Source organism: Acidovorax sp. GW823-FHT01C06 (genome assembly GCF_058798375.1).
On the sequence record NZ_JBXAKN010000001.1, the window covers coordinates 667,031 to 691,196 of the forward strand.

Sequence of the window (24,166 nt, forward strand, 5' to 3'; positions counted from 1 at the left end):
TCCCCCATGCAATTTCTCAGAGCGATTCTGACACCCCTTGTCGCGGCCAGCCTGCTGGCCGCCACCGCGCCCCTTGTCATGGCGCAAAACCGTGGTGACGATACCCTGCTCGAAATGCAGCAGGCCTTCCGCAAGGGAGACCGCAAGAAACTCGAGCAGCTCCTGCCCGCCGCACGCGGCCATGCGCTGGAGCCCTGGGCGGCCTATTGGGAGCTCAAGCTGCGCCTGGGCGAGGCGTCGCCATCGGAGATCCAGTCCTTCCTGCAGCGCTACGCGGGCAGCTACCAGGAAGACCGCCTGCGCAACGACTGGCTGCTGCTGCTGGGCCAGCGGCGCGACTGGGGCCAGTTCGCCGAGCAGCATCCCGGCTACCGCATGTCGGACGACCGCGAGGTGCGCTGCTACGCACTGCTGATCGACCAGATCAAGGGCACGGCCAGCCCCACGGTGGCCGAGGACGTGCGCAGCAACTGGTACGCCCAGCGCGATGGCGACGACGGCTGCACCCACGCGGCGCGGGAGCTGCATGGCTACAAGAAGCTGTCGGCCCTGGACATCTGGCGCAAGGCCCGCCTGGGCGTGGAGGCCAACCGCCCCCGCGTCGTGCGCACGGCGGTCGAGATCGTCTCGCCCGAATCGCTGCCGCAGGTCAAGGAGGTGCTCGACGCGCCCGCCAAGTACCTGCTCTCGCGCGCCACGGCCGCCGGCAAGGCCAGGCAGGAACTGGTGCTGCTCGCGCTCCTGAAGCTGGCCACCACCGACCCGGAAGGCGCTGCCCACCAGCTCGACAGCAAGTGGGGCGTGCACCTCTCGTCCGAGGAGCGCAACTGGGCCTGGGCCGTGATCGGCAAGACCGCCGCGCAGAAGCTGGCCAGCAACGCCCACGGCTACTTCGCCAACGTGACGCGCGACAGCGACCTGAACGACGACCTGCTGGGCTGGAAGGTGCGGGCCGCGCTGCGCGCCGGCCAGTGGAAGACAGTGGGCAAGGCCGTGGACGCCATGGGCGCCGAGGCGCGCCAGGAAAGCACCTGGGTGTACTGGAAGGCGCGCTCGCTCCTGGCGGGCCGCGTGACCGACGCGGAGCGCGCCGAGGCGCGCCAGCTGCTCGAAGGCATTGCCAGCACGCGCGGTTTCTACGAGCAGCTGGCGCTGGAAGAACTGGGCCAGCGCATCACCGTGCCGCCCGCGCCCGCGCCGCTCACGCCGGAAGAAAAGGCGGCAGCCCGCGCCAACCCGGGCCTGAACCGCGCGCTGTACGCCATCCTGCTCGGCCTGCGCAGCGAGGGCGTGCGCGAGTGGAACTACACCACCAACCTGCACCAGAGCGGCGGCATGGCCGACCGCGAGCTGCTGGCCGCCGCCGACTTCGCGTGCCAGCGCGAGGTGTGGGACCGCTGCATCAACACCAGCGAGCGCACCAAGGCCGTCGTGGATACCACGCAGCGCTTTCCCACGCCGTTTCGCAGCGCCGTGGTGGAGCGCGCCACCGGCATCGGGCTGGACCCGGCCTACGTCTACGGCCTGATCCGCCAGGAAAGCCGCTTCATCATGGATGCGCGCTCCCACGTGGGCGCCTCGGGCCTGATGCAGGTGATGCCCGCCACGGCGCGCTGGACGGCCAAGAAGATCGGCCTCGCCAACTTCACGCCCGACCAGATCAACGACCGCGACACCAACATCACCATCGGCACGGCCTACCTCAAGCTCGCGCTGGACGATTTCGCGGGCTCCATGCCCATGGCGGCGGCTGCCTACAACGCTGGCCCGGGGCGCCCGCGCAGCTGGCGCAACGGCCCGGTGCTGGACGCCGCCATCTGGGCCGAAAACGTGCCCTTTGCCGAAACGCGCGACTATGTGAAGAAGGTGCTGTCCAACACCACCAACTACGCCGCCATGCTCACGGGCCAGCCCCAGTCGCTCAAGAGCCGCCTGGGCACCATCGGCCCGCGCGATGCCTCCGCGCCCGAGGTGAACAAGGACCTTCCCTGACACGGGGAGGGGGTGGCCGCCGCAGGGCGTTTGCTATAAAAAAATGAGCTGTCGGCGCTTTGGTGAAAAGCGGTGGAGCCCATTGGAATCAAAAACTACGGAGGGAAGCGAGATGAGAGATGCCAAAAAGATGGCGGCCCGTGCCGCCATGGCGGTGGCGGCGATGGCCATGGTCCTGGGCACCGGTGCCCAGGCGCAGCCGGTCTACAAATGGGTGGATGCCGAGGGCAAGACCCACTATGGCTCCCAGCCGCCGCCGTCCAAGCAGGATGCCGAGCCGCTGAAGCTGCAGGGCACCAACGGAACCGGTGGCGCCGGTGCGAGCGGCAAAGGGGGCGGCAAGCCCGGCAGCGTCCAGTACAACGCGGACGGCACCAAGAAGATTCCCAAGGACGTGCAGGAGTTTGCCGAGGGGGCCACGAAGGCCCTGGGCACGGTCGACAGCAAGCAGGTGCCGCTGAACTGCCAGGCCGCCGTGGGCAACATCCACGACCAGGCCGACTCCATGCTGGAAGTGGGGCAGAAGAATGTGCGCGATGGCTACATGGCCCAGGCCGACTTCGACAAGACGGCGCCCAAGATCCGCGAGGCGAAGGGCAAGTACAGCGTGTCGGACTGCCAGGGCGCGTCGGGCAACAAGAAGTCGTTCTACCAGTGCATGTCCAGCAGCTACAACCACGTGATGGGGTGCGACAAGCAGTACAAGCATTGAGCCTGCCGTGAGGCGCCGCGCGCCTTCCCGCAGGGGGGGCCCGCGCTGGCCGGGCGCCGCCGGGCCACGTGCGGTGGCGCGGCCGCCTGCAGCCGCCCCCGCGCTGCTTACACGTTGTGCAGCACCTCGCCCTGGCGCAGCGCGGCGCCGGAGCGCACCAGGTCATCGGCCAGGCTGCGCAGCCACTCGGCCTGCGTCTGCTCCGCGAAGTGGCGCTCGCGCAGCATCCCGAAATAGGGCGTGGCCTCGGCCCAGGCCGTGAGGTCGGCCATGCTGATCTGCTGCCACTCCAGCAGCTTGTACTTGAGCAGCACCTTCGCGGCGTAGAGCGCGTGCTTGGCCGGGTTGCGCACGAAGCCGTCCAGGCGCCGGCGCGCGCCGTCGATGGCGCGGGGCGCATCGGCAAACACCGGCCCGTGGCCGGGGATCACCACCTGGGGCGAGAGTTTCTCGATCACGTCCAGCGTGGCGCCCACCTCGGCAAAGGCATCGTCGCCTTCCAGCTCGGGAAACACCACGCCAAAGCCGCTTTCCCAGAGCGCATCGGCCGAAATCAGCACGCGGCCCTGGGGCTCGAACAGCACCACCGAATGCGGGTCGTGCCCCGGGGCGGCATGCACCTGCCAGGGCTTGTCGCCCAGCAGCACGCAGGAGCCGGGCGTGAGCAGCGTGTCGGCCCGAAAGGGCGGGCATTCCTGGCCCGTGGGGGTGTAGCTCAGCGCATAGGCGTCCCATTGGCGCACATGGTCCGCCTGGCCGGGCGGGATGGCCGTGAGCACGCCCGGCCAGGCCTTTTGCAGCGCGGCGTTGCCGCCGCAGTGGTCGCTGTGCAGGTGGGTGTTGAGCACGCGGTCCAGCGGGCGGCCGGCCAGCGCGTCACGCACCAGGGCGACGGTCTGCTCGGCATGGCTGCAGTAGCCCGTGTCCACCAGCGCGGTGTCGTGGTGGCCGATGAAGAGAATGTTGTTGGCAGACAGCCAGCCGCGTTCGAGGACGGTGATTTCGGGGGGCAGGAGGTCGTGGGGCGCGGTGGTGGGCATGGGGGCGGGAATTCGATGGCGTCGGTGGCGGGCATGCGTGCCGCGCCGTGGGCTGCTGCCCAGCGTACCGCAGGTGGGGGCCGCCCGAAGCCCTCCAAAACCCGCAAACAGCTTCTCCGCCTGGTGGCCCCGCAGGCCCAGGCTGTATCAGAACGTCACACCCGCCACCAGGATCACGTTGGCATACGGCGTGCACTCCCCCGTGCGCACCATCACGCGGGCCTGCTGGGTCAGGCGCTTGAAGTCGTCGTGGGGCACGGCCTGCGGCTCCACCGGGAGCTGGCACCAGCCGGGCAGATGGCCTGCGCCGCGCTCCACGGCCTCGGTGGCGATCACGGCCTTTTCCACCTGCATCTCCGACAGCACCACGCGCAGCACGTCGGCCACGGCCGGGATGCCCGGGGTGAGTGCCAGGTCGATGCGGCGGGGGCCGGGCGGGATGGGCAGGCCCACGTCGCCGATCACCAGCATGTCGCCGTGGCCCAGGCTGGCGATGGCGTGGGAGAGTTCGGCATGCAGCAGGGTGGTGCGTTTCACAGGGCGATCCAGTCGGGAGGCAGGGGGCTGTGCGCCACGGCGGCGCGGGTGGGGATGGAGGGCTGGGCGCCCGGCTGCGTCACGCACAGCGCGGCGGCGCGGATGCCGTCGCGTACGCCGGCATCCAGGGGCTCGCCGCGCGCAAGCGCCACGGCCAGCGCGCCCAGGAAGGTGTCGCCCGCCGCCGTGGTGTCCACGGCCCGCACCACCCTGCCGGGGTGGTGGCGGCTGCCGGCAGCGTCGGCGGCCACGGCGCCTGCCGCGCCCAGGGTCACCACCACCTGGGCCGGGCCCTTGGCGCGCAGGGCTTGCGCGGCCTTGGCTGCTTCCACGGGCGTGGTCACGTTCTGGCCTGCCAGCGCCGTGGCTTCCAATTCGTTCACCACCAGCGTGTGCACCAGCGGCCACAGGGCTTCGGGCAGGGGCTGGATGGGCGAGGGGTTGAGCACCACAGGGCAACCAGCGGCATGCGCCATCTCGGCGGCGGCCAGGACCTGGGGCAGGGGCGTTTCAAACTGCAGCACCAGGCCGCCTGCGCCTTGCAGTGCGGTGCCCAGCGCGGCGGCATCCAGCACAAAGCGGCCATTGGCGCCCGGCACGACCACGATGCGGTTTTGCCCGCTGGCCTCCACGGTGATGGCGGCCACGCCGGTGGTGGTTTCTGTGTCGGTTTGCACGCCGCCGTGGTCGATGCCGTCGGCGTCAAGCCCCGCGCGCAGCGTGTGGCCGTAGCCATCGTCGCCCACGCGGCCAAACAAGGCCACCCGGGCGCCCTGGCGGGCGCAGGCCACGGCCTGGTTGCCGCCCTTGCCGCCGGGCATCAGGTGCAGGGCGTCGGCCAGCACGGTTTCGCCGGGGCCGGGGGCGTGTTGCACCTGCAGCACCAGGTCCATGTTCAGGCTGCCGACCACGGCGATGCGCGGCACGCGCGCGGCGGAGGCGCTCATGCGCGGGTCTCCAGGGCGGGCGGCGCGGTGGAGGCGCGCACGCGCAGCTCGGGCTGCAGCATCACCTTGCGCGCGTCCTGGCGCTTGCCGTCGATGCGTTCGAGCAGCATGTCCACCGCCAGCGCGCCGATGCGCTGCTTGGGCTGGGCCACGGTGGTCAGCGGCGGGCTGGTGAAGGCGGCCAGCTCGATGTCGTCGAAGCCCACGATGGACAGCGCCTCGGGCACGCGCAGGCCCCGTTCATGCGCGGCGCACAGCGCGCCCATGGCCATGAGGTCGTTGCAGACGAAGACGGCGGTGGGCGGCGTGTCCGCGCGCAGCAGGGCGTGCATGGCGTCGTAGCCGCCCTGGCTGGTGAAGTGGCCGTTGCACAGCATGGGCGCCTCACCGCGGGCATCCGCAGCCGCGGACAGGGCGGCGCGCCAGCCCGCGATGCGCTGCTCGCTCGGCACCAGGCCCTCGGGGCCGCTGATGCAGGCGATGCGGCGGTGCCCCAGGTCCAGCAGGTGCTGCGTGGCGAGCTGCCCGCCTTGCATGTGCGCGGTCTCGACAAGGTCGCAGGGCTGCTCGGCGATCTCGATCTCGCGGTCCACCAGCACGGTGGGGATGGACAGGCCCGCCAGCTGTGTGGGCAGGGTGGCGTCATGCCCGGTGGAGACGACGATGAGTCCGTCGATGCGCCGCTCGGCCAGCACCTGCAGGTAGGTGCCCTGGCGGTGCGCCTCGTCGTTGGTGTTGCACAGGATGAGGTTGTAGCCCGCGCCGAAGCAGCGGTCTTCCACGCTGTGCACGATCTCGGCGAAGTAGGGGTTGGAGCTGTTGGGGATCAGCATGCCCAGCGTGCGCGTGTTGTTGCTCTTGAGGCTGCGCGCGATGGCGCTGGGCACGTAGCCCAGCGCGCGGATGGCTTTTTCGACGCGCTCGCGCCCCTCGGGGCTCACGCGGCGCGTGCCGTTGACCACGTGCGACACCGTGGTGACCGACACGTCGGCGTGGCGCGCAACGTCCTTGATAGTGGCCATGGGAAGAAGAAAAAAATTGGGAGGAGAGGAAGTCGGTGGGCAAGGAGGGAGGGGTGTCAGGCGGCGGCGCGGCGCTGGCGCAGCGTGTCCACGATGACGGCCGCCACGATCACGAACCCCGTGATGATGCGCTTGCTGGGCTCGCTCGCGCCCACCTGGGCCAGGCCCGCCTCCAGCACCGCGATGATGAGCACGCCAAACGCGGTGTTCACCACCGAACCGCGCCCGCCCATGAGGCTGGTGCCGCCAATCACCACGGCGGCGATCACCTGCAGCTCCATGCCGGTGCCGGCGTTGGGGTCGGCGGCTTCGAGCCGGGCCGACTGCATCAGCCCCGCCAGCCCCGCGAGCAGGCCGGTCATGGCAAACACGATGACGCGGATGGGGCGCGGGTCCACGCCCGCCAGGCGCATGGCTTCCTCGTTGGTGCCGATGCCCACCACGCAGCGGCCGAACACGGTGCGCGACAGCACCAGCTGCGCCACCACCACCAGCACCACGGCCAGCAGAAACGCGAACGAAATGCCGCCAAAGAAGGGTGCCGACAGCCACGAGATGGCGTCGCCCACGTACTGCGTGCGCGAATCGGTGACCACATAGGCGCTGCCGCGCACGGCTTCGAGCATGCCCAGCGAGACGATGAACGAGGGCAGCCGCCAGGCCACCGAGATGGCGCCCGTGATGGTGCCGCACACCAGGCCGGTGGCCAGCGCCAGGGCTGCGGCGGCGGGCACCGTCCAGCCCCATTGCAGGATGGCGGCGGCCGAGGTGGCGGCGGCCAGCGCCATCACCGAGCCCACCGACAGGTCGATGCCCGCGATGATGAGCACGAAGGTCATGCCCACCGCCATCACGGCCAGGGCCGGGATCTCGTTGGCGATGGTGATGAAGGTCTCGGCGCTCCAGAAGTAGTCGGACAGCGACGAGAACAGCGCCACCATGCCCGCCAGCACGGCCAGCAGGCCCAGGTAGGTGCCCAGCTGGCTGCGCCAGACGGAGGAGGCGGAAGGTGCCGCCGCGGGGGCGGCAGAGTGTGCGGGGGCGTTCATGCGGTGACAGGAGAAGGGGTGGAAGGGGTGGTGCCGGTACGGCCGCCGGGCTCGGAAAACGCGGCCGCCAGCAGCGATTGCTCGGACCACTCGCCGCGCTCGAACACGGCCACCAGGCGGCCCGCGCTCATCACGCCGATGCGGTCGGCCATGGCCATGAGTTCGCGCAGGTCGGACGACACCATGAGCAGCGCGCGGCCTTCCGAGGCCATGCGGTCGAGTTCGCCATACAGCTCGGCGCGTGCGCCCACGTCCACGCCGCGCGTGGGTTCGTCGAGCAGCAGCACGCGGCCCTGGCGGTGCAGCCAGCGGGCGAACACCACCTTTTGCTGGTTGCCGCCCGACAGCTGCCCCACGGGTTGCTCGGGGCTGCGGCAGCGGATGCCCAGCGTGCGCACAAAGCCCTGCACCAGCCGGCTTTCGAGCCCGCGCAGCAGCCAGCCGCCGCGCGAGACGGCCGACAGGTCGGACAGCGTGGCGTTGATGCGGATGGGCTGCGCCAGCAGCAGGCCCTGCGATTTGCGGTCTTCGGTGACCAGGCCCACGCCGGCGGCGATGGCCTGCAGGGGGGATGCGAAGCCACGCGCAATGGTGCGTGGTGTGGCGAGGGGCGCCTTGGCCGCCTGGTTTGCTATGTTTTGTGTAGCTGCTTGCGCTTGTCCATCAAGCGCTGGGGGCTGTTTTTGCTCAAATTCCGGGTGCAGCGTGATGCTGCCCCGGTCTGCCCGGTCGGCGCCAAACAGCAACCGGACCAGCTCGGTGCGGCCGGAGCCGACCAGCCCGGCAATGCCGAAAATCTCGCCCGCGCGCAGTTCCAGGCTCACGTCCTGCACGGCGGTGCCCCGGCCCAGGCCCAGGGCGCCCATCACCACCGGGCCGGCGGGGCGGCGGGGGCGGTGGTCCAGGTCGCTCACCACGCGGCCCACCATGCGCTGCACCAAGTCGTCCTCGCTCATCCCGGCCATGGGGCGCGCGTCCACCAGGCGGCCGTCGCGCAGCACGGCCACGCGGTCGGCGATGCGCCGCAGCTCTTCGAGCCGGTGCGACACGTAGATGATGGCCACGCCGCGCGCGGTGAGGTGCGCGATCTGCTCGAACAGGTAGTTGGTCTCGCGCGGCGTGAGCATGGCCGTGGGCTCGTCCAGCACCAGGATGCGCGTGTCGTCCTGCAGGTTGCGCGCGATCTCCACCATCTGCTGCTGGCCGATGCCCAGCTGCGACACCGGCGTGGCGGGGTCGATGCCGCGCAGGCCAATCTTGTCCAGCTGCGCGCGCGCGGCCGTGTGCAGCGCATCGCGCCGCAGCCAGCCCAGGCGGTGCGGCAGGCGGCCCATCAGCAGATTCTCGGCCACGGTGAGCGTGGGCACCAGGCCCAGCTCCTGCATCACCATGCGCACGCCCTGGCGTTCGGCGTCGCGGCGGGAGCCGGGGGTGTAGGTCTGCCCCGCCAGGCGCATGCCGCCCCGCGTGGGCGACTCCAGCCCGCAGATGATCTTGGAGAGTGTGCTCTTGCCCGCGCCGTTCTCGCCCGTCAGCGCCAGCACCTCGCCCGCGTTCAGCGCCAGCGTCACGCCGTCCAGCACCGTGGCCGTGTAGTCCTTGCCCACGGCGTCGATCGTGAGCAGGGGAGTGGCCAGGGCGGGGGCGGCGGTCGTGCGGGGCATGGCGGGCGAAGCGGGTGCGGCTGGGGTCGGGGTGCGTCTTACTTGCTGCCCTTGGTCACGAGCACCACGTCGGTCTTCACCAGGGCGGGCAGCTGCGCCTGGGGTGTCTTGGCGGCCAGGGCCTTCTGCGCCAGCTCGATGCCGAACACGGCCTGCTTGGCGGCGTACTGGTCGGCGGTGGCCAGCACGCGGCCGTCGGCCAGCATGGGCTTGATGGCGCCGATGTTGTCGTAGCCCACCACCTGCACCTTGCCGGTCTTGCCGGCGGCCTTCACGGCGGCCACGGCGCCCAGGGCCATGCTGTCGTTGCCGGCCAGCAGCGCCACCAGGTCAGGGTGCTCGCGCATCATGCCGGCGGCCACGGTGTTGCCTTTTTCGATCTCCCAGTTGCCAGATTGCACGCCCACTACGGTGATGTTCGCGGCCTTCATGGCGTCTTGGTAGCCCAGGGTGCGCTGCTGCGCATTGAAGGTGGTGGACACGCCTTCGATGATGCCGACCTTGTCGCCAGCCTTCAGCGTCTTGGCCAGGTGGTCGCCCACCAACTTGGCGCCCGCACGGTTGTCCGGGCCCACAAACGGCACGGTGATGTTCTTTTCCTTCAGCGCATCGGTATCGAGCTGGTTGTCGATGTTGACCACGATGATGCCCTTGTCGATGGCGGCCTTGACCACGGGCACCAGGGCCTTGGAGTCGGCCGGGGCCAGCACGATGGCACTGACCTTTTGCGCCATGGCCTGCTCGATCATCTTGATCTGCGCGGCGGTGTCGGTCTCGTTCTTGATGCCGTTGGCCACCAGCGTGTATTCGCTGGCGTGCGCCTTCTGGTGCGCCTTGGCGCCGTCTTCCATGGTGCGGAAGAACTCGTTGGCCAGCGACTTCATGACAAGCGCGATCTTGGGCTTGTCCTGCGCGAGCGCAGGGCTGGCCAGCAGGCTGCCCACAACGGCAAGGGCGGCGGCGGTCTGAACGGAACGGCGGGTGAACTGCATGGTGTCTCCTGTTGGAATGGGGCTTCAAGCGCCAGCGGCGCCCACAAAAACGCTTCGGGCGACCCGCCAAAGCGATGCCGCGGCGCGAATCATATCTAAAGCAAACGTTTGCGCAAACGTTTGCTAGTTGGTGAAAACCCTGAAATAGCACGCAATGGCCTAGCGGGGAGAAAGCCGGGAACGGCTCTGCCGCCGTGCCGCCCTGCGCAGAGCCCGGCCCTGCCTTCGCGGGGCTTGGAGGGGGTGGATGGGAGGAGGGGCCCCGCAGAGAAGAGCAAGGGCCGGGCCGTGGCGCCAGGGCGTGGAAACCTGCGCGCTGCCTTGCCAGAAACACCGCGCAAGGCCCGCCCCGCCGCGCCGGTGTTGTGCCCCCTTTCCCTGGCGCGAAGCGCGTGAGGAGAAGGGGGAAAGGAAGGAGAAGAGGAAAGGGGGGCGGAGCCGCTCAGGCGGCGGTTCTCAACTCCCGCCGCAGGATCTTGCCCACGTTGCTCTTGGGCAGCTCGTCGCGGAACTCGATGTACTTGGGCCGCTTGTAGCCGGTGAGGTTCTCCTGGCAGTAGCGGGCCACGTCTTCCTCGCTGAGCGTGGGGTCGTTCTTGATGATGAACACCTTGATCGCCTCGCCCTGCTTTTCGTCGGGGATGCCGATGGCCGCGCATTCCACCACGCCGGGGCACAGGCTGATGACCTGCTCCAGCTCGTTGGGGAACACGTTGAAGCCGCTCACCAGGATCATGTCCTTCTTGCGGTCGATGATGCGCGTGTAGCCCTCGCTGTCCATGATGCCGATGTCGCCCGTGCGCATGAACCCATCGGGTGTGAAGGCCTTGGCGTTCTCCTCGGGCTGGTTGTAGTAGCCCGTCATCACGTTGGGGCCGCGGATGCAGATCTCGCCCGGGTCGCCCTGGGGCACGCTGTGGCCGGCGTCGTCCTTGATGGCGATGTCGATGCCCGGCAGCGGCAGGCCGATGGTGCCGCTGAAGGTGGTGTTGTTCACTGGGTTGTTGGTGCCGATGGCGCAGGTCTCGCTCATGCCCCAGCCTTCGATCATGGTGCTGCCCGTGACCTTTTGCCACTGCTTGGCCGTGCCTTCGCTGGCGGCCATGCCGCCGGCCTGCGACACGCACAGGTGCGAGAAGTCGAGCGTGCGGAACTGCGGGTTCTGCAGCAGCGCGTTGAACAAGGTGTTCACGGCGGGCAGCATGTGGAAGGGGCGCTTCTTGAGCTCGGCCACGAACTTGGGAATGTCGCGCGGGTTGGGGATCAGCGTGAGGCTGGAGCCCTGGCGGATGGCCAGCAGGCACAGCGTGAGCGCGAAGATGTGGTACAGCGGCAGCGCGGCGATGGAGTTGGCCTTGCTGATGTCGCCCACCTTCGACAGCGCGGGCGTGAACCAGGCCTCGGCCTGCAGCGTGGCGGCCACGATGTTGCGGTGGGTGAGCACCGCGCCCTTGGACAGGCCCGTGGTGCCGCCCGTGTACTGCAGGAAGGCGATGGAGTCGAGCGTGGCCTGGCTCGGGGCCAGGGACTTGTGCTCGCCCAGCGACAGCGCCTTCTTGAAGGTGACGAGCTTGCGGCCGCCGGTCAGGGGCAGCTCGTAGGCCGGCACCATCTTGGCCAGGTGGCGCACCGCGAAGGTGATCCAGGCGCCGAACGCGGCGCCCAGCAGGTCGCCCATCGAGGTCATCACCACGTGCTGGATGGCGGTGCGGTCCACCACCTCGGCCAGCGTGTGCGCGAAGTTCTCCAGGATCACGATGGCCGTGGCGCCGGAGTCCTTGAGCTGGTGCTCCAGCTCGCGCGCCGTGTACAGCGGGTTCACGTTCACGCAGGTGTAGCCCGCGCGCAGCACGGCCGCCATGGTCACGCCGAACTGCGGGATGTTGGGCAGCATGATGGCCACGCGCGCGCCGGGGGCCAGGCCCAGGCTCTGCAGGTAGGCGCCCAGCGCGGCCGAGCGGCGCTCCAGTTCGCCATAGGTCATCCACCGGTCCATGCAGACCGAGAAGGGGCTCTTTGCGTGCTTGCGGAAGGATTCCTCCAGCAGGTGGGCCACGGAGCGGTATTGCTCGGGCTGCACATCGTGCGGTACGCCCGGGGGGTAGCTCTTGAGCCAGATCTTTTCCATGCGCTTGTTTCCTTGTGCTCGCCAGTGAAAGGGTGGGCACAGATTGTGGAAGCGCGGGCGTGCAGTCAGCTACCGGGCTTGTCCTAGGGTGCGCGCCAGTTGGGTCTCGCAGGTGACAGGATCGGCCTCGAACAGCTGCGCCATCAGCGCGCCTTCGCGCTCCTGGATGGTGGCCAGGAACTGCTCGACCCCGCCGCGCTGGCGCGCGAGCTGGCCAAAGGTGTCGAAGCCCGCCTCCAGGAACCGCTGCAGCGCGCCCATGCCGGCCGCCTGGGCGGGCGCGCGCATCATGCGCAGCATCATGCGCAGGCCGGGGGTGCGGGTCAGGCGGGCGAGGTCGGTGCCCATGGCCAGCACGCGCTGCAGTTGCTGCTGGCGCGCATGGCGCTGCCCCACGGCGCGCCAGGCGGCGGTGTAGCGGGCGGCGTCCGGCATGCCGCCCCCGCCGGAGGCGTCGAGCCAGGCGCGGCCCATCTCCTGGTCGAGCCCCTCCGTCTGCGCATGCAGCACGGCCAGCGCCACGGCGGTGGCCACCACGGGCTGCGGGAACATGGTCTGCAGCGTGCCCGCGATGCGGCCGAACTGCAGGTCGCGCTCGGTGTAGTCGGTGTCGCTGTACAGCTCCTCGAGGAAGAACCGGGCCGCGGGGCCGAACGAGGGCGAGCCCATGAGGTCGGCATAGGTGCCCCTGAAGCGCCGTGCCTGCAGGGTCTTGACCTGGCCCACCGCCGCGCCCAGTGCGGCATCGCCGGTGCGGTGCAGGCGCAGAGCCGTGACGTCGGCGATGCAGTCGCGGATGGTCTGGGCGGCATCCATGGGGCGGGGTCCTTTCTACGTGCGGGGGGCGTCAGGGCAGGGCCCAGACCGCACAATGCGGCTGGTCAATTACAACATCTGCCCATCACCACCATGATCGCGCGCTGGCAACGAACCCTGCTCCTGTTCATCCTGCTGACCATGGCCGCCTGGCTGGTGTGGCAGTGGCCGCATTCGCCCTTGCGTGCCGTGCTGGGGGCGTTGCTGCCCCTGGGGATATACCTCGCGGTGATGGCGGTGGAGTTTGTGCTGATGCACCTCACCAACCGCCAGGACGCCGCGCCCCGTGCGCGCCTCTCCCAGGTGCTGGCCGCCTGGTGGGCCGAGGTGTGGGTGGCATTGATGGTCTTTGGCTGGCGCCAGCCGTTTCGCCACCAGTCATTGCCCGACTGGCTGCCTGCGCAGCCGACCGGAAAGCGCGGCGTGGTGCTGGTGCACGGCTTCATGTGCAACCGGGGCCTGTGGTTACCGTGGTTCGCGCCATTGCAAGCCCGGGACCATGCCCATGTGGCGGTGAACCTGGAGCCGGTGATGGGTTCGATTGACGAGTACGCCGACATCATCGAAGAGGCCGTGCGCAAGGTGACGGCGGCCACGGGCCAGGCGCCGGTGTTGCTGTGCCACAGCATGGGCGGGCTGGCGGTGCGGGCCTGGCTGCGCGCGCACCAGGCGGACGGGCGGGTGCACCGGGTGTTGACGCTGGGCACGCCCCACGGCGGCACGTGGCTCGGGCGCTTCAGCCGGGCGGTGAATGGGCGGCAGATGAGCCTGGCGGGGGACTGGGTGGTGGCGCTGCAGCGGGCCGAGCCGGCGGGGCGGGCGGCGTTGTTTACTTGCTGGTATTCGAACTGCGACAACATCGTGTTCCCGGCGAGCACCGCGGCGTTGCCAGGGGCGGACAACCGGTTGGTGGAGGGCGTCGCGCATGTGCAGATGGCGTTTGATGCGGGGGTGATGAAGGTGTGCCTGGAGGAGATGGGGCGGGGGTGATCTTTGATTGTTGTGGCTTCTGGTGCTTGTCTATCAAGCGCTCGCAGCTATTGTTTTTATAGTTCACGCCGTGCCTGAGTGAAGGGCGGAGGCCGGGATGTCGCCCCGGCGGGCGAGGTACTTGTTCTTTGCTTCGCCAAAGAAAAGTACCCAAAAGAAAGGCGACCCACAGTCTGCGACCCCTTCGCGTTGCGAAGGGGCAAACCTGCGTCGGTGCGGTTGCGGGGTGCGCCGTGGAACTCGCTGTGCGCTGGCGCGCGCCGCTCGGACAACCACGGCGAGTCAGAGCACGAGGCATGGGCGCTGCGACGCCCATGCTCACCCCGCAACCGCCCCGCCGCAGGCGCAGCCAGATGGGGGTGGGGAGCGAACAACCAAACAGCCAAACAGCCATACGGGCCATCGCTGCGCTCGGCCACGCCTGCGCGGCGCGTGGCGCTTGCGCCCGCGAGATGGGGCCGAGCGCAGCGATGGCCCGAAGGGATGTCCGCACCCCGGGTTCCCTTCAGGATGCGCCGAGGAGCGCAGCGGCCAGCGGATCAGGGCTCGCGATTGTCTGAGCGCAACGCAGTGGAGCGAGTTCGAGCGAGACCCCGCTGGACGCGAGCACCGCAGGTTGCCCGCAGCGAAGCGAAGGGACGCAGCGTGCAGGGTCGCCTTTTCTTTGGTGACTTTCTTTTGGCGAAGCAAAAGAAAGCCACTGCGCCGCCGGGCGCACACCCCGGCCTCCGCCCTTTGTTCAAGCACGGCGCAAGCTATAAAAACAATAGCTACTAGGGATTGATAGAAAAGCGCAAGAGCCCTATTTCACTCAAGAATCAAGCAACCACCGCATCCCGCTCATCCGCCGCAAACTCCGGCAACCCCCGCAGCCGCTCATAGATCGGCGCAAAGTCCGCCGCCGTCATCTCGAACAGCTGCTCGAAACTGTCGATCACGAAATACGTCTGCTGGTACGTATCGATCTTGTAGCGCGTGCGCATGGTGCGCTCCAGTTGCAGCGCAATGCGCTGTGGCTCCGGGCTCTGCACGGAATACGCCAGTTCGCCCGAAGAACTCAGAATCCCCGCGCCGTACGCCCGCAACTGCCCCGCCTCGCGGATCAACCCGAACTCGATCGTGTACCAGTACAGGCGGCTCAGCATCTCGCACGACCCCAGCCCCTGCGCCTTCAGCCCGCCCTGGCCATAGCGCTGCACATAGTCCGCGAACACCGGGTTGAACAGCAGCGGCACGTGGCCGAACAGGTCATGAAAAATGTCTGGCTCGACGATGTACTCGAACTCCTCGGGCTTGCGGATCCAGTCCGTCACCGGGAACTTGCGGTGGGCCAGCAGCGTGAAGAAGGGCACCTCGGGGATCAGGCCGGGCACGCCCACCAGCTCCCAGCCCGTGGCCTTGTAAAGGCGCTCGTTGACTTCCTCAAAACGCGGAATGCGGTCGCTGGCGCCCAGCGAGGGCAGGGCGTCGATGAACGCCTGGCTCGCCAGGCCCGGCAGCAGGGCGCGCTGGCGCTCGTACAGGCGGCGGTAGGTGTCGTGGTCTGCGGCGGTATAGGCCGCGTAGTCCTGCGGGCAGGTGTAGTCCTCGCTGGCGCGCGAGTAGTCGCCCCGGGGTGGGCGGGTGGATTGGCCATAGACGACGGGGGCTTGTCCCATTTTGTGCTCCTTGGCCGTCCTGGTGCGGCGCGCCGGGTGGCGCGCACCTGCCCGGGCGGCGGTTATTCGATCTTGATTTTTGCGGCCCGGATCAGGAACTCGTACTTGCTGTTTTCCGAGCGCACGAATTGCGCGAACCCGTCGAGCGTCAGCTCTTCGGGCGTGATGCCCATCTTCTTGAACTTCTCCTTGCCAGCGGGCGACTGCATGGCCGCCGAGAACGCGTTGGCGTAGCGGCGCGCGTCGGCGTCCGGCAGCGAGGCGGGCGCGAACAGGCCAAACCAGGTGGACACGTTGAAGCCCTGCACGCTGTCGTTGATGCTGGGCACGCTGGGCAGCGACTCGTTGCGGCTGAGCGTGGTCACGCCCAGCGCCAGCAGCTTGCCCGACTGGATCTGCGGCAGCGCCGAGGCCAGGTTGTCGAACACCATCAGCACCTGCCCCGACTCCAGCGCCGCCAGGGCGGGCTTGGAGCCCTGGAACGGCGTGTGGCCCATGCGGGTGTTGGTGAGCGACTTGAACATCTCGGCCGAGATGTGGCCGATGCTGCCGTTGCCGCCCGAGCCGTACTTGGCCTGGTCCGGGTTCTTCTTGAGGTACTGCACCAGGTCCGGCGTTGTCTTGATGCCCAGCCTGGCGGCCTGCTCCGCGTTCACCACCAGCACATTGGGCGTGCGCGCCACCAGCACGAGGGGCTTGAAATCCTTGAGCGGGTTGTACGGGAAGTTCTTCTTGTACAGCCAGGGGTTGACCGCATGCGTGGCCACCGCGCCCATCAGGATCTGGTTGCTGGTCTTGGGTGCCTTGGCCACCTGGTCGGCCCCGGTGCCCCCGCCGGCGCCAGGCTTGTTCTCCACGGTGATGGAGCCCAGCTGGGCTGCGGCGCCTTCGGCCACGATGCGTGCCGAGGTGTCCAGCGGGCCGCCGGCAGGGTAGGGGACCACGATGGTGAGGGGGGCGGACGGGTTCTGCGCCTGCGCCGCCGTGGCGGCGCAGAGCAGGACGAGAACAACACTGGACAAGGTGCTACGGAGCGACATCGGGATCCTTTTGAGTTCCGGGGAGCGCGCAGTATAGGCATCTGGTCAGGGTTAACCCGAGATGTCTGATGTCTTAGGTGTTGAGCACCCCGCGCCGGATCTGGTCGCGCTCCAGCGATTCGAACAGTGCCTTGAAGTTGCCTTCGCCGAATCCGTCGCGGTAGTCGCCTTCGCGCTGGATGAACTCGAAGAACACCGGGCCCAGCATGGGCATGGAGAAGATCTGCAGCAAGAGGCGCGGCGTGCCGTCGGCCGTGGTGCCGTCGAGCAGGATGCCGCGCGACTGCAGCTCTGCCACCGGCTGGCCGTGGCCGGGCAGGCGGGTGTCCAGCATCTCGTAGTAGACGTCGTTGGGCGCGGTGGCCAGCGAGACGCCGGCCATGCCCAGCTTGTCCACCACGTCCTGCAGGTTGTCGCAGATCAGCGCGATGTGCTGGATGCCTTCGCCGTTGAACTGCATCAGGAATTCCTCGATCTGGCCGCCGCCCTGCTTGGACTCTTCGTTCAGCGGGATGCGGATCTTGCCGTCGGGCGCGGTCATGGCCTTCGACGTCAGGCCCGTGTACTCGCCCTGGATGTCGAAGTAGCGGATCTCGCGGAAGTTGAACAGCTTCTCGTAGAAATTGGCCCAGAAGCCCATGCGGCCCCGGTACACGTTGTGCGTGAGGTGGTCGATCAGGTTCAGGCCGTGGCCCACGGGGCGGCGGTCCACGCCTTCGATGAATTCAAAGTCGATGTCGTAGATGGACTTGCCGTCTTCAAAACGGTCGATCAAATACAGCGGCGCGCCGCCAATGCCCTTGATGGCGGGCAGGCGCAGTTCCATGGGGCCGGTGGGGACCTCGATGGGCTGGGCACCCAGCTCCAGGGCGCGGTTGTAGGCCTTGTGGGCATCCTTCACACGGAAGGCCAGGCCACAGGCGGAGGGGCCATGCTCGGCACCAAAGTAGGCGGCCTGGCTGTGGGGCTCGCGGTTCAGGATGAAGTTGATGCCGTTCTGGCGGTACAGCACCACATCCTTGGAGCGGTGCTTGGCGACCAGGGTGAAACCCAGCTTCTCGAACACGGCTTCCAGCACGCCGGGCTGGGGCGAGGTGAATTCGACGAACTCGAACCCCATCAGGCCCATGGGGTTGTCCCAGGCTTCCAGTTGGGCGGCGGTTTCTTGGGGCAAGGCGGCGTTCATGGGGTGTCTCCGGCATTCGTTGAGGAATGTCATGGACTGTAGGCGCGCCCTGCCTCATGTTTCTGGCGAAATCAAGAGGCTTGGGCCTTTGATTTGCAGGAATGTTGCGAATGGTCAAAAAATGGCGCAGGACAGGCGCGCCCCCCGGGCGCGCCGTCGAATGGCACCGGCGCCCTGCGCTCAGGAGCCCGGCGTGGCCGGCGGGAGCTTTCGCAGCGCAAGGGCGGCATCGAGGCGCTGCTGCTCCTGCGGTGAGAACAGCTGCTGGCGCAGTAATTCCAGTGCCCTGCCGTCGCCCGGCTGGGCACGGGCCTGGCTGTATTGGTCCAGGCGCTGCTGCCAGCTTTGCTCCTCCCGGTCCAGCTGGGCCATGGCGTGGGCCGTGGCCTCGCCGTACTGCGCGCTGCGCGCGGCGTGGCGGGTGCGTTCGTCGGTGTTTTGTGCGTTGAACGCGGCGGTCTGGGCCGCCGCGCTCAGGTGTTCGGTGGCCGCTGCGCGCTCCGCGCGGCGCGCCTGGGGCAATTCGTTCTCTGCATCGCGCAAGGCCTGGGTGCGCTGTTCGGCGGTGAGCCGGGGGTTGCGCTCGATCTCCAGACGCGCCAGCGTGTAGCGGTCCAGGTCCGCCTCGCGGGCGAACAGGGCGTCGTGCTCGGGGCCGTCAAAGAACTGCTGGCGCACCTTGTGGCGCGCCTCCAGCGCTTCGCGCAGCGCGCCGGGGTCGGTCGGGTCCGGGGGCGTGCGCAGCTGGCCCAGCGCCACGCGGTAGTCCACGTAGCGCTCGGCCAATGCCAGTGCCCGGGTGGCCAGTGCCGCCGGGAAGTGCTTGCCCACCAGGCCCGCCAGGCGCTGCTTGAGCGTGGCGGGGTCCGCCGCGCCGCCGTCCTGCGCCTCCATCAGCAGCGCCTCCAGCGTATCGCGCAGGCCGTGCACCAGCAGGGGGTCTTCGTGGCGGTCCGGGCCGGCGGCGCGGCGGGCGGCGAAGAAGCTGCTCTCCATCGGCCGTGCCGAGCCCGACGGGTTCTGGCGCGCGCTGCCGGCCTGCGGGCCGGCGGCGCCGGCGCCTGGATGCGGGTCCTCCGCGCCCTGCAGGCCGTGCGGGGCCGTCCACCAGACCACGGCGGCCGTGGCGGCGGCCAGGGCCACTGCGGCGGCGAAGGCGCGGGACCTTCTTTCCACGGCTTACAGACCCTGCGCCTTGAGGCGGTTGGCGTGCTGGCGGTACAGCGTCACCGGGTCGGTGGAGAACCAGTCGCGCAGGCCCAGCAGCTGGTTCACTTCGTCCAGGTGGTTCTGCCGGTGGTCGCCCAGGTGTTTGCCCAAGCGCGACGAGCAGGCGGAGACCAGGCCGTCGTTGGCCTCGCCAAAGACCAGGCTGAGCACGCTCAGCAGGCCATCGCTGGCATCGAGCACGTTGGTCAGGGGCTGCGTGCCCGTCCAGGAGTAGTAGCGCACGCCGTTGGCCAGCTCCGCACCGCTGCCGCAGCCGCTGGGCAGGGCCTGCGGAAAGCGGCGATTGAAGTCCGCGAGCCCGGCGGTGGTCAGCGAATCGAGCGCGGCGGTCGGCATCTGGGGCAGGGCCGAACCTCCGGATGTGAGGTTGATCAGGCTGACCAGCGCCCTGGCCGCGCCGCTGGCCACGGCCTCCGACACCGAACCGGCGGGGGCCACGCCCCGCAGGATGTCCGCCACGCGCGATCCCTTGTTGACCCCGCCCACCGAGGTGACCGACGCCACCAGCTGCGGCGCGACGCCCGCCACATAGCGCGTGGTGGGTCCGCCATGGGAGTGGCCCACGAGGTTGACCTTGGCCGCTCCGGTGATCGCCAGGATGGTCTTGACCTGCGCCAGCAGCTGCTCGCCCCGGACCTCGGTGCTGTTCGCGGCGGACACCTGCGCCACGTAGACCTTCGCGCCGCCCTGGCGCAAGGCGTCGGGAATGCCATAGAAGTAGTCGATGCCCAGGGCCGAGTCGAAGCCGAAAAGGCCGTGCACCAGCACGATGGGGTAGCGCGTCTGCGTGTAGCCGCTCTGGGCCTGGGCGCTGGCCCCCAGGAGCAAGAGCCCGGCGCTGGCCGCCAGCGCGAGGCGCCGCAGAAAGCGGCTGAGGAATCCGGTCATGTGGTTGTCTCCGTTGGATATGGTTTTTGTGCCTGCAAAAAACGAACGACCGTGCGTTTTTGCGGGATTCATTCTTCTGGTCCGGGCGTGGTGTCACTATCGGGACATACCCCAGCATGCAATCTGGCAAGCGAAAAATCCGCGGATTCCATAAAATCCTGCGCTATGCAAGCCTCAAGCGCACTCGACAAGCTGGACAGGGCCATATTGCGCCGTCTGCAAGAAAATGGCCGGGAGACGTATGACGTCATCGGTGAGCAGGTGGGCCTGTCGCCCAGCGCGGTGCTGCGCCGCGTCAAGCGCCTGGAGGAAAGCGGGGTGATCGACCGCTACGTGGCGCTGGTGCCCCCCGAGGCCGTGGGCCTGGGGCTGACCGCCTACCTCAATGTGCGGCTGGAAAAGCACACCGAAAGCCACAAGCGCAACCCCATGGACCTGTTCCGCGCCAGCGTGCAGACGTGGCCCGAAGTGGTGGAATGCGCATCGCTCACGGGCGAGATGGACTACCTGCTGCGCGTGGTGGTGGCGGACATGGCGCACTACAGCCGCTTCATCATGGACACCCTGCTCAAGCACCCCAGCGTGCAGGACTGCAAGACCAGTTTCGTGCTCGACCGGGTCAAGGCCACCACCGCCGTGCCGGTGTGATGCCCTCGCGCCCCGGGCCGCTTGCCGCGCGATGGCCGCCGCTATACCCTTGCGGGCGGCCGGCACCCGGCGCTGCGGGGCCGGGATGGGTCGCGCAGAAGACATCCGTGGGCCCTGGTGCAAGGCAATTGCTATGGATTTGATAGCTTCTCGCGCCCATGGACAAAGCGCCGAGAGCTATTTTCTGCCTTGATTTGAGGCATCTCACTACTTTGCTGCAATGCAGCAATTTGTACTGGAAATAATGAGGGAAAACCCTTATATTTACAGCCATGTTCGCAACGAAAGACTGGCTCAAGGCATCCTGGCACGCAGGCAGGGACATGCTGCGCCCGGTGACGGGCGGCCCGTCTCCCCATGACACGCACGCAAAGCAGGAGGTGCCCATGATGGTTCCCATCCGCGCCCTGGGCCCGTCCTACCGCGAGCGGATCACCCAGCATCTGCTGAAGCTCGAACCGGCGGACCGCTATCTGCGCTTCGGCTACGCGGCCAATGACGAGCAGATCCGCCGGTATGCCGAGCACCTCGATTTCAATCGCGACGAGATCTTCGGCATCTACAACCGCCGCCTGGAACTCATCGCGATGGCCCACCTGGCGTTCTCGGAGCATCCCGAGCACAAGCACTGCGCCGAGTTTGGCGTTTCCGTGCTCAAGCAGGCGCGGGGCCGTGGTTTTGGCGCACGCCTGTTCGAGCGCGCGGTGATGCATGCGCGCAATGAAGGCGTGAACATGGTCTTCATCCATGCGCTGTCCGAGAACACCGCGATGCTCAAGATTGCCCGCAAGGCGGGCGCCACCGTGCGCCGCGACGGCTCGGAGTCCGAGGCCTACCTCCAGATCCAGCCCGCCAGCCTGGACACGCGCATGGCCGAGATCGTGGAGCAGCAGTTTGCCGAGGTGGACTACCAGATCAAGAAGCAGGCCAAGCAGTTCTGGGATTTCCTGGCGGGCGTGCAGGAAGTGCGCAGCGGCGTGCAGCACGCGCGCCACCAGTCCGCCGAGTGACCGGCGGCGGGCCCGGGCCGCAAGGCGCGGGCGCCATGGCGCGCTGTCACAACAATCCGCTATCCTAGGGGCCTGATTCACTACCCGCACGTCCTCAGTGTCTGACCCGCACCCTGCGCACCCCGGGCGCTTGCCCGAGAGGGAAGACAAGCGCACCTTCCTGCAGAAAGTGGCCGAGTTCATCCATCCGGGGCCGGACTCCACGGAAGAGCTCATCGAAACCCTGGCCGAGGCCGAGGACAACGAGGTCATCGGGGCCGAATCGCGCGTGATGCTCGAGCGCGTCATCCGCATGGCCGACATGACGGCGGGCGACGTGATGGTGGCCGCGCCGCGCATGGACCTCGTCAACATCGACGCGCCGTTCGACGAGCTGCTGCACCTTGTCATCAACACCGCGCATTCGCGGTTTCCGGTGTACCAGGGCGAGCGCGAGAACATCATCGGCATCCTCATGGCCAAGGACCTGCTCAAGCTGCAGCGGGCCCCCGAACTGAACATCCGCGCGCTGCTGCGCCCCGCCGTCTTCGTGCCCGAAAGCAAGGGCCTGAACGACCTGCTGCGCGAATTCCGCGGCAACCGCAACCACCTGGCGATCGTGATCGACGAGTTCGGCCGCGTGGCCGGGCTCATCACCATCGAGGACGTGCTCGAGCAGATCGTGGGCGAGATCGAGGACGAGTTCGACATTCCCGAGGACGACGGCGACATCTTCGGGCTGGCCGACCGCACCTACCGCGTGAGCGGCGACACCTCGGTCGAACGGGTTTCCGAGGCGTTCGACGTGCTGGTCCAGGGCAGCGACCCCGACGAAACCTTCGACACCATCGGTGGCCTGATCGCCCACGAAATGGGCCATGTGCCCAAGCGCGGCGAGCACCTGCAGCTGGGCGGGCTGCACTTCGTCGTGCTGCACACCAAGGGCGGCGCCGTGCGCTGGTTCAAGGTGTCGCGGGTCGAAGACGCCAGCGCCGGCGGCTGATGGCCCGCGCGCGCACGACGCCGGGGCTGCCGCTGGCCCTGCAGGCGCTGCTGGCCGTGGCTGCCGGCGTCGCGCAGGCGGCCTCGCTGGCCTGGCCGTGGAGCGGCGAGCCCCTGTGGTGGCTGCAGATCGCCTCCATGGCGGTGCTGGCCTGGCTGGTGCGCCCGCAGGCCACCGCGTCCGTGGCCTGGCGGCGCGGTGCCGCCATCGGCGGCCTGTTCGCCACGGCCTGGCTCGCGGGCACGTTCTGGTGGCTTTTCATCTCCATGCACACCTACGGCGGGCTGGCCGCGCCGCTGGCGGTGGCGGCGGTGCTGGGCCTCGCGGCGTTCCTGGGCAGCTACTACGCGGTGATGCTGGGGTTTTTTTGCCGCCTGGCGCTTGCCAACAGGGCGCTGACAGCTATTGTTTTCGGAGCATTCTGGCTGCTGGCCGAACTGGCGCGCGGCACGCTGTGGACGGGTTTCCCGTGGGGCGCGGGCGGCTACGCCCACGTTGACGGGCCGCTGACGGTGCTGGCGCGCATCCTGGGCGTGTACGGCATCGGGGCGGTGGCTGCGATGCTGGCGATGCTGGCCGTGCAATGGCGCCCGGGGGACCTGCGCCACTGGCGCCTGTGGGGGCTGGCCGGCGTTCTCGCGGCGGGCCTGGCGGGCGCCACGCTGGAGCGCCATTGCGCGGTGAACCTGTGCCATACGCCATCGGCCCGCGCGGCGCCGCCGATGACCCTGGAACTGCTGCAGGGGAACATCCCGCAGGACGAGAAGTTCCAGCAGGGCAGCGGCGTGCCGATGGCGCTCAAGTGGTATGCCGATGCGCTGCGCGACGCCAGGGCCGACCTGGTGGTGGCGCCCGAAACCGCCATCCCGCTGCTGCCCCAGCAGCTCATGCCGGGCTACCTGGAAGGCATCCAGCAGCGCTACGCGCAGGGCTCCCAGGCGGCGCTGCTGGGCATTCCGCTGGGCAGCGAAACGCTGGGCTACACCAATTCGGTGCTGGGCATGGGCCCCGGCCACCAGAAGACGCCGTACCGCTACGACAAGCACCACCTGGTGCCGTTCGGGGAATTCATCCCGCCGTTCTTCAGATGGTTCACGGCCATGATGGACATCCCGCTGGGCGATTTCAACCGCGGAACCGTGGGCCAGGCCCCGTTTGCCTGGGCAGGCCAGCGCATCGCCCCCAACATCTGCTACGAAGACCTTTTTGGCGAGGAACTGGGCGCGCGGTTCGCCAACCCGGCGCAGGCGCCGACGGTGTTCGTCAATTTCAGCAACATCGGCTGGTTCGGCGACACCGTGGCCATCGACCAGCACCTGCACATCAGCCGCATGCGTTCGCTGGAATTCGAGCGCCCCATGGTGCGCGCGACCAACACGGGCGCCACCGCCATCATCGACCACCGGGGCGTGGTCACCCACCAGCTGGCGCGGCACACGCGGGGCGTGCTCAAGGGCGAGGTGTGGGGCCGGGGGATGGATGCTGCCAGTGGCTGGCACATCACCCCGTACGCGTGGTGGGTGTCGCGCTGGGGGCTGGTGCCCCTGTGGATCTTCGGGGGGCTGGCCCTGGTTTTTGCCCTGGTGGCGAGGCGGTGGCAGACGGTGCGCGGGAATTGATCCAGGTCATGTGCTG

21 protein-coding genes are annotated in these 24,166 nt (G+C 68.6%); 7 read left to right on the forward strand and 14 right to left on the reverse strand.

The features are described 5' to 3' along the window. The first annotated feature begins 6 nt into the window (after positions 1–6). Positions 7–1,992 (forward strand): lytic transglycosylase domain-containing protein, encoded by a 1,986-nt coding sequence (locus tag AC1RCS_RS03065; RefSeq protein WP_492246358.1) that lies wholly within the window; start codon positions 7–9, stop codon positions 1,990–1,992. Positions 1,993–2,104: 112 nt separating this feature from the next. Beyond that, positions 2,105–2,704 carry a DUF4124 domain-containing protein gene (locus tag AC1RCS_RS03070; protein WP_370627815.1) on the forward strand — a complete coding sequence of 200 codons (600 nt, stop codon included), beginning with the start codon at positions 2,105–2,107 and terminating at the stop codon, positions 2,702–2,704. A gap of 107 nt (positions 2,705–2,811) precedes the next feature. Here AC1RCS_RS03070 and AC1RCS_RS03075 read toward each other — a convergent pair whose 3' ends face one another. The 9 genes from AC1RCS_RS03075 to AC1RCS_RS03115 all read right to left on the reverse strand — a co-directional run bounded on the left by AC1RCS_RS03075 (position 2,812) and on the right by AC1RCS_RS03115 (position 12,899). Then, the gene (locus AC1RCS_RS03075; protein WP_369641330.1) at positions 2,812–3,744 is read right to left on the reverse strand and encodes an MBL fold metallo-hydrolase; all 933 of its coding nucleotides are present in this window, start codon (positions 3,742–3,744) and stop codon (positions 2,812–2,814) included. 147 nt (positions 3,745–3,891) lie between these two features. Then, positions 3,892–4,281, reverse strand: coding sequence for a D-ribose pyranase (gene rbsD / locus AC1RCS_RS03080; protein ID WP_218293147.1), 390 nt, complete (start codon positions 4,279–4,281; stop codon positions 3,892–3,894). Beyond that, complete coding sequence (gene rbsK / locus AC1RCS_RS03085) at positions 4,278–5,228, reverse strand: ribokinase (protein WP_492246359.1); 951 nt, start codon at positions 5,226–5,228, stop codon at positions 4,278–4,280. The genes rbsD and rbsK overlap by 4 nt, the downstream gene beginning before the upstream one ends. Then, positions 5,225–6,250: a LacI family DNA-binding transcriptional regulator gene (locus tag AC1RCS_RS03090; RefSeq protein WP_218293149.1), complete on the reverse strand. Its 1,026-nt coding sequence runs from the start codon at positions 6,248–6,250 to the stop codon at positions 5,225–5,227. Before AC1RCS_RS03090 ends, rbsK begins: the two co-directional genes overlap by 4 nt. A gap of 56 nt (positions 6,251–6,306) precedes the next feature. Beyond that, entirely contained in the window at positions 6,307–7,299 is a 993-nt protein-coding gene (locus AC1RCS_RS03095; RefSeq protein ID WP_218293150.1) for an ABC transporter permease, read from the reverse strand. Further along, positions 7,296–8,963: a sugar ABC transporter ATP-binding protein gene (locus tag AC1RCS_RS03100; RefSeq protein ID WP_492246360.1), complete on the reverse strand. Its 1,668-nt coding sequence runs from the start codon at positions 8,961–8,963 to the stop codon at positions 7,296–7,298. Before AC1RCS_RS03100 ends, AC1RCS_RS03095 begins: the two co-directional genes overlap by 4 nt. A 38-nt stretch (positions 8,964–9,001) precedes the next feature. Further along, entirely contained in the window at positions 9,002–9,955 is a 954-nt protein-coding gene (locus tag AC1RCS_RS03105; RefSeq protein ID WP_492246361.1) for a sugar ABC transporter substrate-binding protein, read from the reverse strand. A 442-nt stretch (positions 9,956–10,397) separates the two neighbouring features. Then, the gene (locus AC1RCS_RS03110; protein WP_218340527.1) at positions 10,398–12,083 is read right to left on the reverse strand and encodes an AMP-binding protein; all 1,686 of its coding nucleotides are present in this window, start codon (positions 12,081–12,083) and stop codon (positions 10,398–10,400) included. A 69-nt stretch (positions 12,084–12,152) separates the two neighbouring features. Continuing rightward, the gene (locus AC1RCS_RS03115) at positions 12,153–12,899 is read right to left on the reverse strand and encodes an FFLEELY motif protein (protein ID WP_492246362.1); all 747 of its coding nucleotides are present in this window, start codon (positions 12,897–12,899) and stop codon (positions 12,153–12,155) included. 93 nt (positions 12,900–12,992) lie between these two features. Between AC1RCS_RS03115 and AC1RCS_RS03120 the strand changes: the two genes are divergently transcribed. Continuing rightward, on the forward strand, positions 12,993–13,889 hold the full coding sequence (locus AC1RCS_RS03120; RefSeq protein ID WP_492246363.1) for an esterase/lipase family protein: 897 nt from the start codon (positions 12,993–12,995) through the stop codon (positions 13,887–13,889). A gap of 818 nt (positions 13,890–14,707) precedes the next feature. On the opposite strand, the gene phhA is transcribed toward AC1RCS_RS03120, so the two are convergent. From phhA to AC1RCS_RS03145, 5 genes are all read right to left on the reverse strand, one after another. After that, positions 14,708–15,547 carry a phenylalanine 4-monooxygenase gene (gene phhA / locus AC1RCS_RS03125; protein WP_492244260.1) on the reverse strand — a complete coding sequence of 280 codons (840 nt, stop codon included), beginning with the start codon at positions 15,545–15,547 and terminating at the stop codon, positions 14,708–14,710. A 62-nt stretch (positions 15,548–15,609) separates the two neighbouring features. Next, complete coding sequence (locus tag AC1RCS_RS03130; protein ID WP_218293157.1) at positions 15,610–16,587, reverse strand: Bug family tripartite tricarboxylate transporter substrate binding protein; 978 nt, start codon at positions 16,585–16,587, stop codon at positions 15,610–15,612. Between the two features lie 73 nt (positions 16,588–16,660). Then, positions 16,661–17,773: a 4-hydroxyphenylpyruvate dioxygenase gene (hppD, locus tag AC1RCS_RS03135; RefSeq protein ID WP_492244261.1), complete on the reverse strand. Its 1,113-nt coding sequence runs from the start codon at positions 17,771–17,773 to the stop codon at positions 16,661–16,663. Positions 17,774–17,953: 180 nt separating this feature from the next. Next, complete coding sequence (locus AC1RCS_RS03140; RefSeq protein WP_492244262.1) at positions 17,954–18,949, reverse strand: lipase secretion chaperone; 996 nt, start codon at positions 18,947–18,949, stop codon at positions 17,954–17,956. A gap of 3 nt (positions 18,950–18,952) precedes the next feature. Beyond that, positions 18,953–19,891 (reverse strand): lipase family alpha/beta hydrolase, encoded by a 939-nt coding sequence (locus AC1RCS_RS03145; RefSeq protein WP_492244263.1) that lies wholly within the window; start codon positions 19,889–19,891, stop codon positions 18,953–18,955. A gap of 165 nt (positions 19,892–20,056) precedes the next feature. Between AC1RCS_RS03145 and AC1RCS_RS03150 the strand changes: the two genes are divergently transcribed. The 4 genes from AC1RCS_RS03150 to lnt all read left to right on the forward strand — a co-directional run bounded on the left by AC1RCS_RS03150 (position 20,057) and on the right by lnt (position 24,150). After that, positions 20,057–20,539, forward strand: a complete 483-nt coding sequence (locus AC1RCS_RS03150) for an Lrp/AsnC family transcriptional regulator (RefSeq protein ID WP_218293161.1) — start codon at positions 20,057–20,059, stop codon at positions 20,537–20,539. Positions 20,540–20,811: 272 nt separating this feature from the next. Further along, positions 20,812–21,549, forward strand: a complete 738-nt coding sequence (locus AC1RCS_RS03155; RefSeq protein WP_218293162.1) for a GNAT family N-acetyltransferase — start codon at positions 20,812–20,814, stop codon at positions 21,547–21,549. A gap of 97 nt (positions 21,550–21,646) precedes the next feature. Beyond that, positions 21,647–22,531, forward strand: coding sequence for a CorC family transporter (locus AC1RCS_RS03160; protein ID WP_218293163.1), 885 nt, complete (start codon positions 21,647–21,649; stop codon positions 22,529–22,531). Next, entirely contained in the window at positions 22,531–24,150 is a 1,620-nt protein-coding gene (lnt, locus tag AC1RCS_RS03165) for an apolipoprotein N-acyltransferase (protein WP_492244264.1), read from the forward strand. The genes AC1RCS_RS03160 and lnt overlap by 1 nt, the downstream gene beginning before the upstream one ends. Positions 24,151–24,166: the final 16 nt, after the last annotated feature.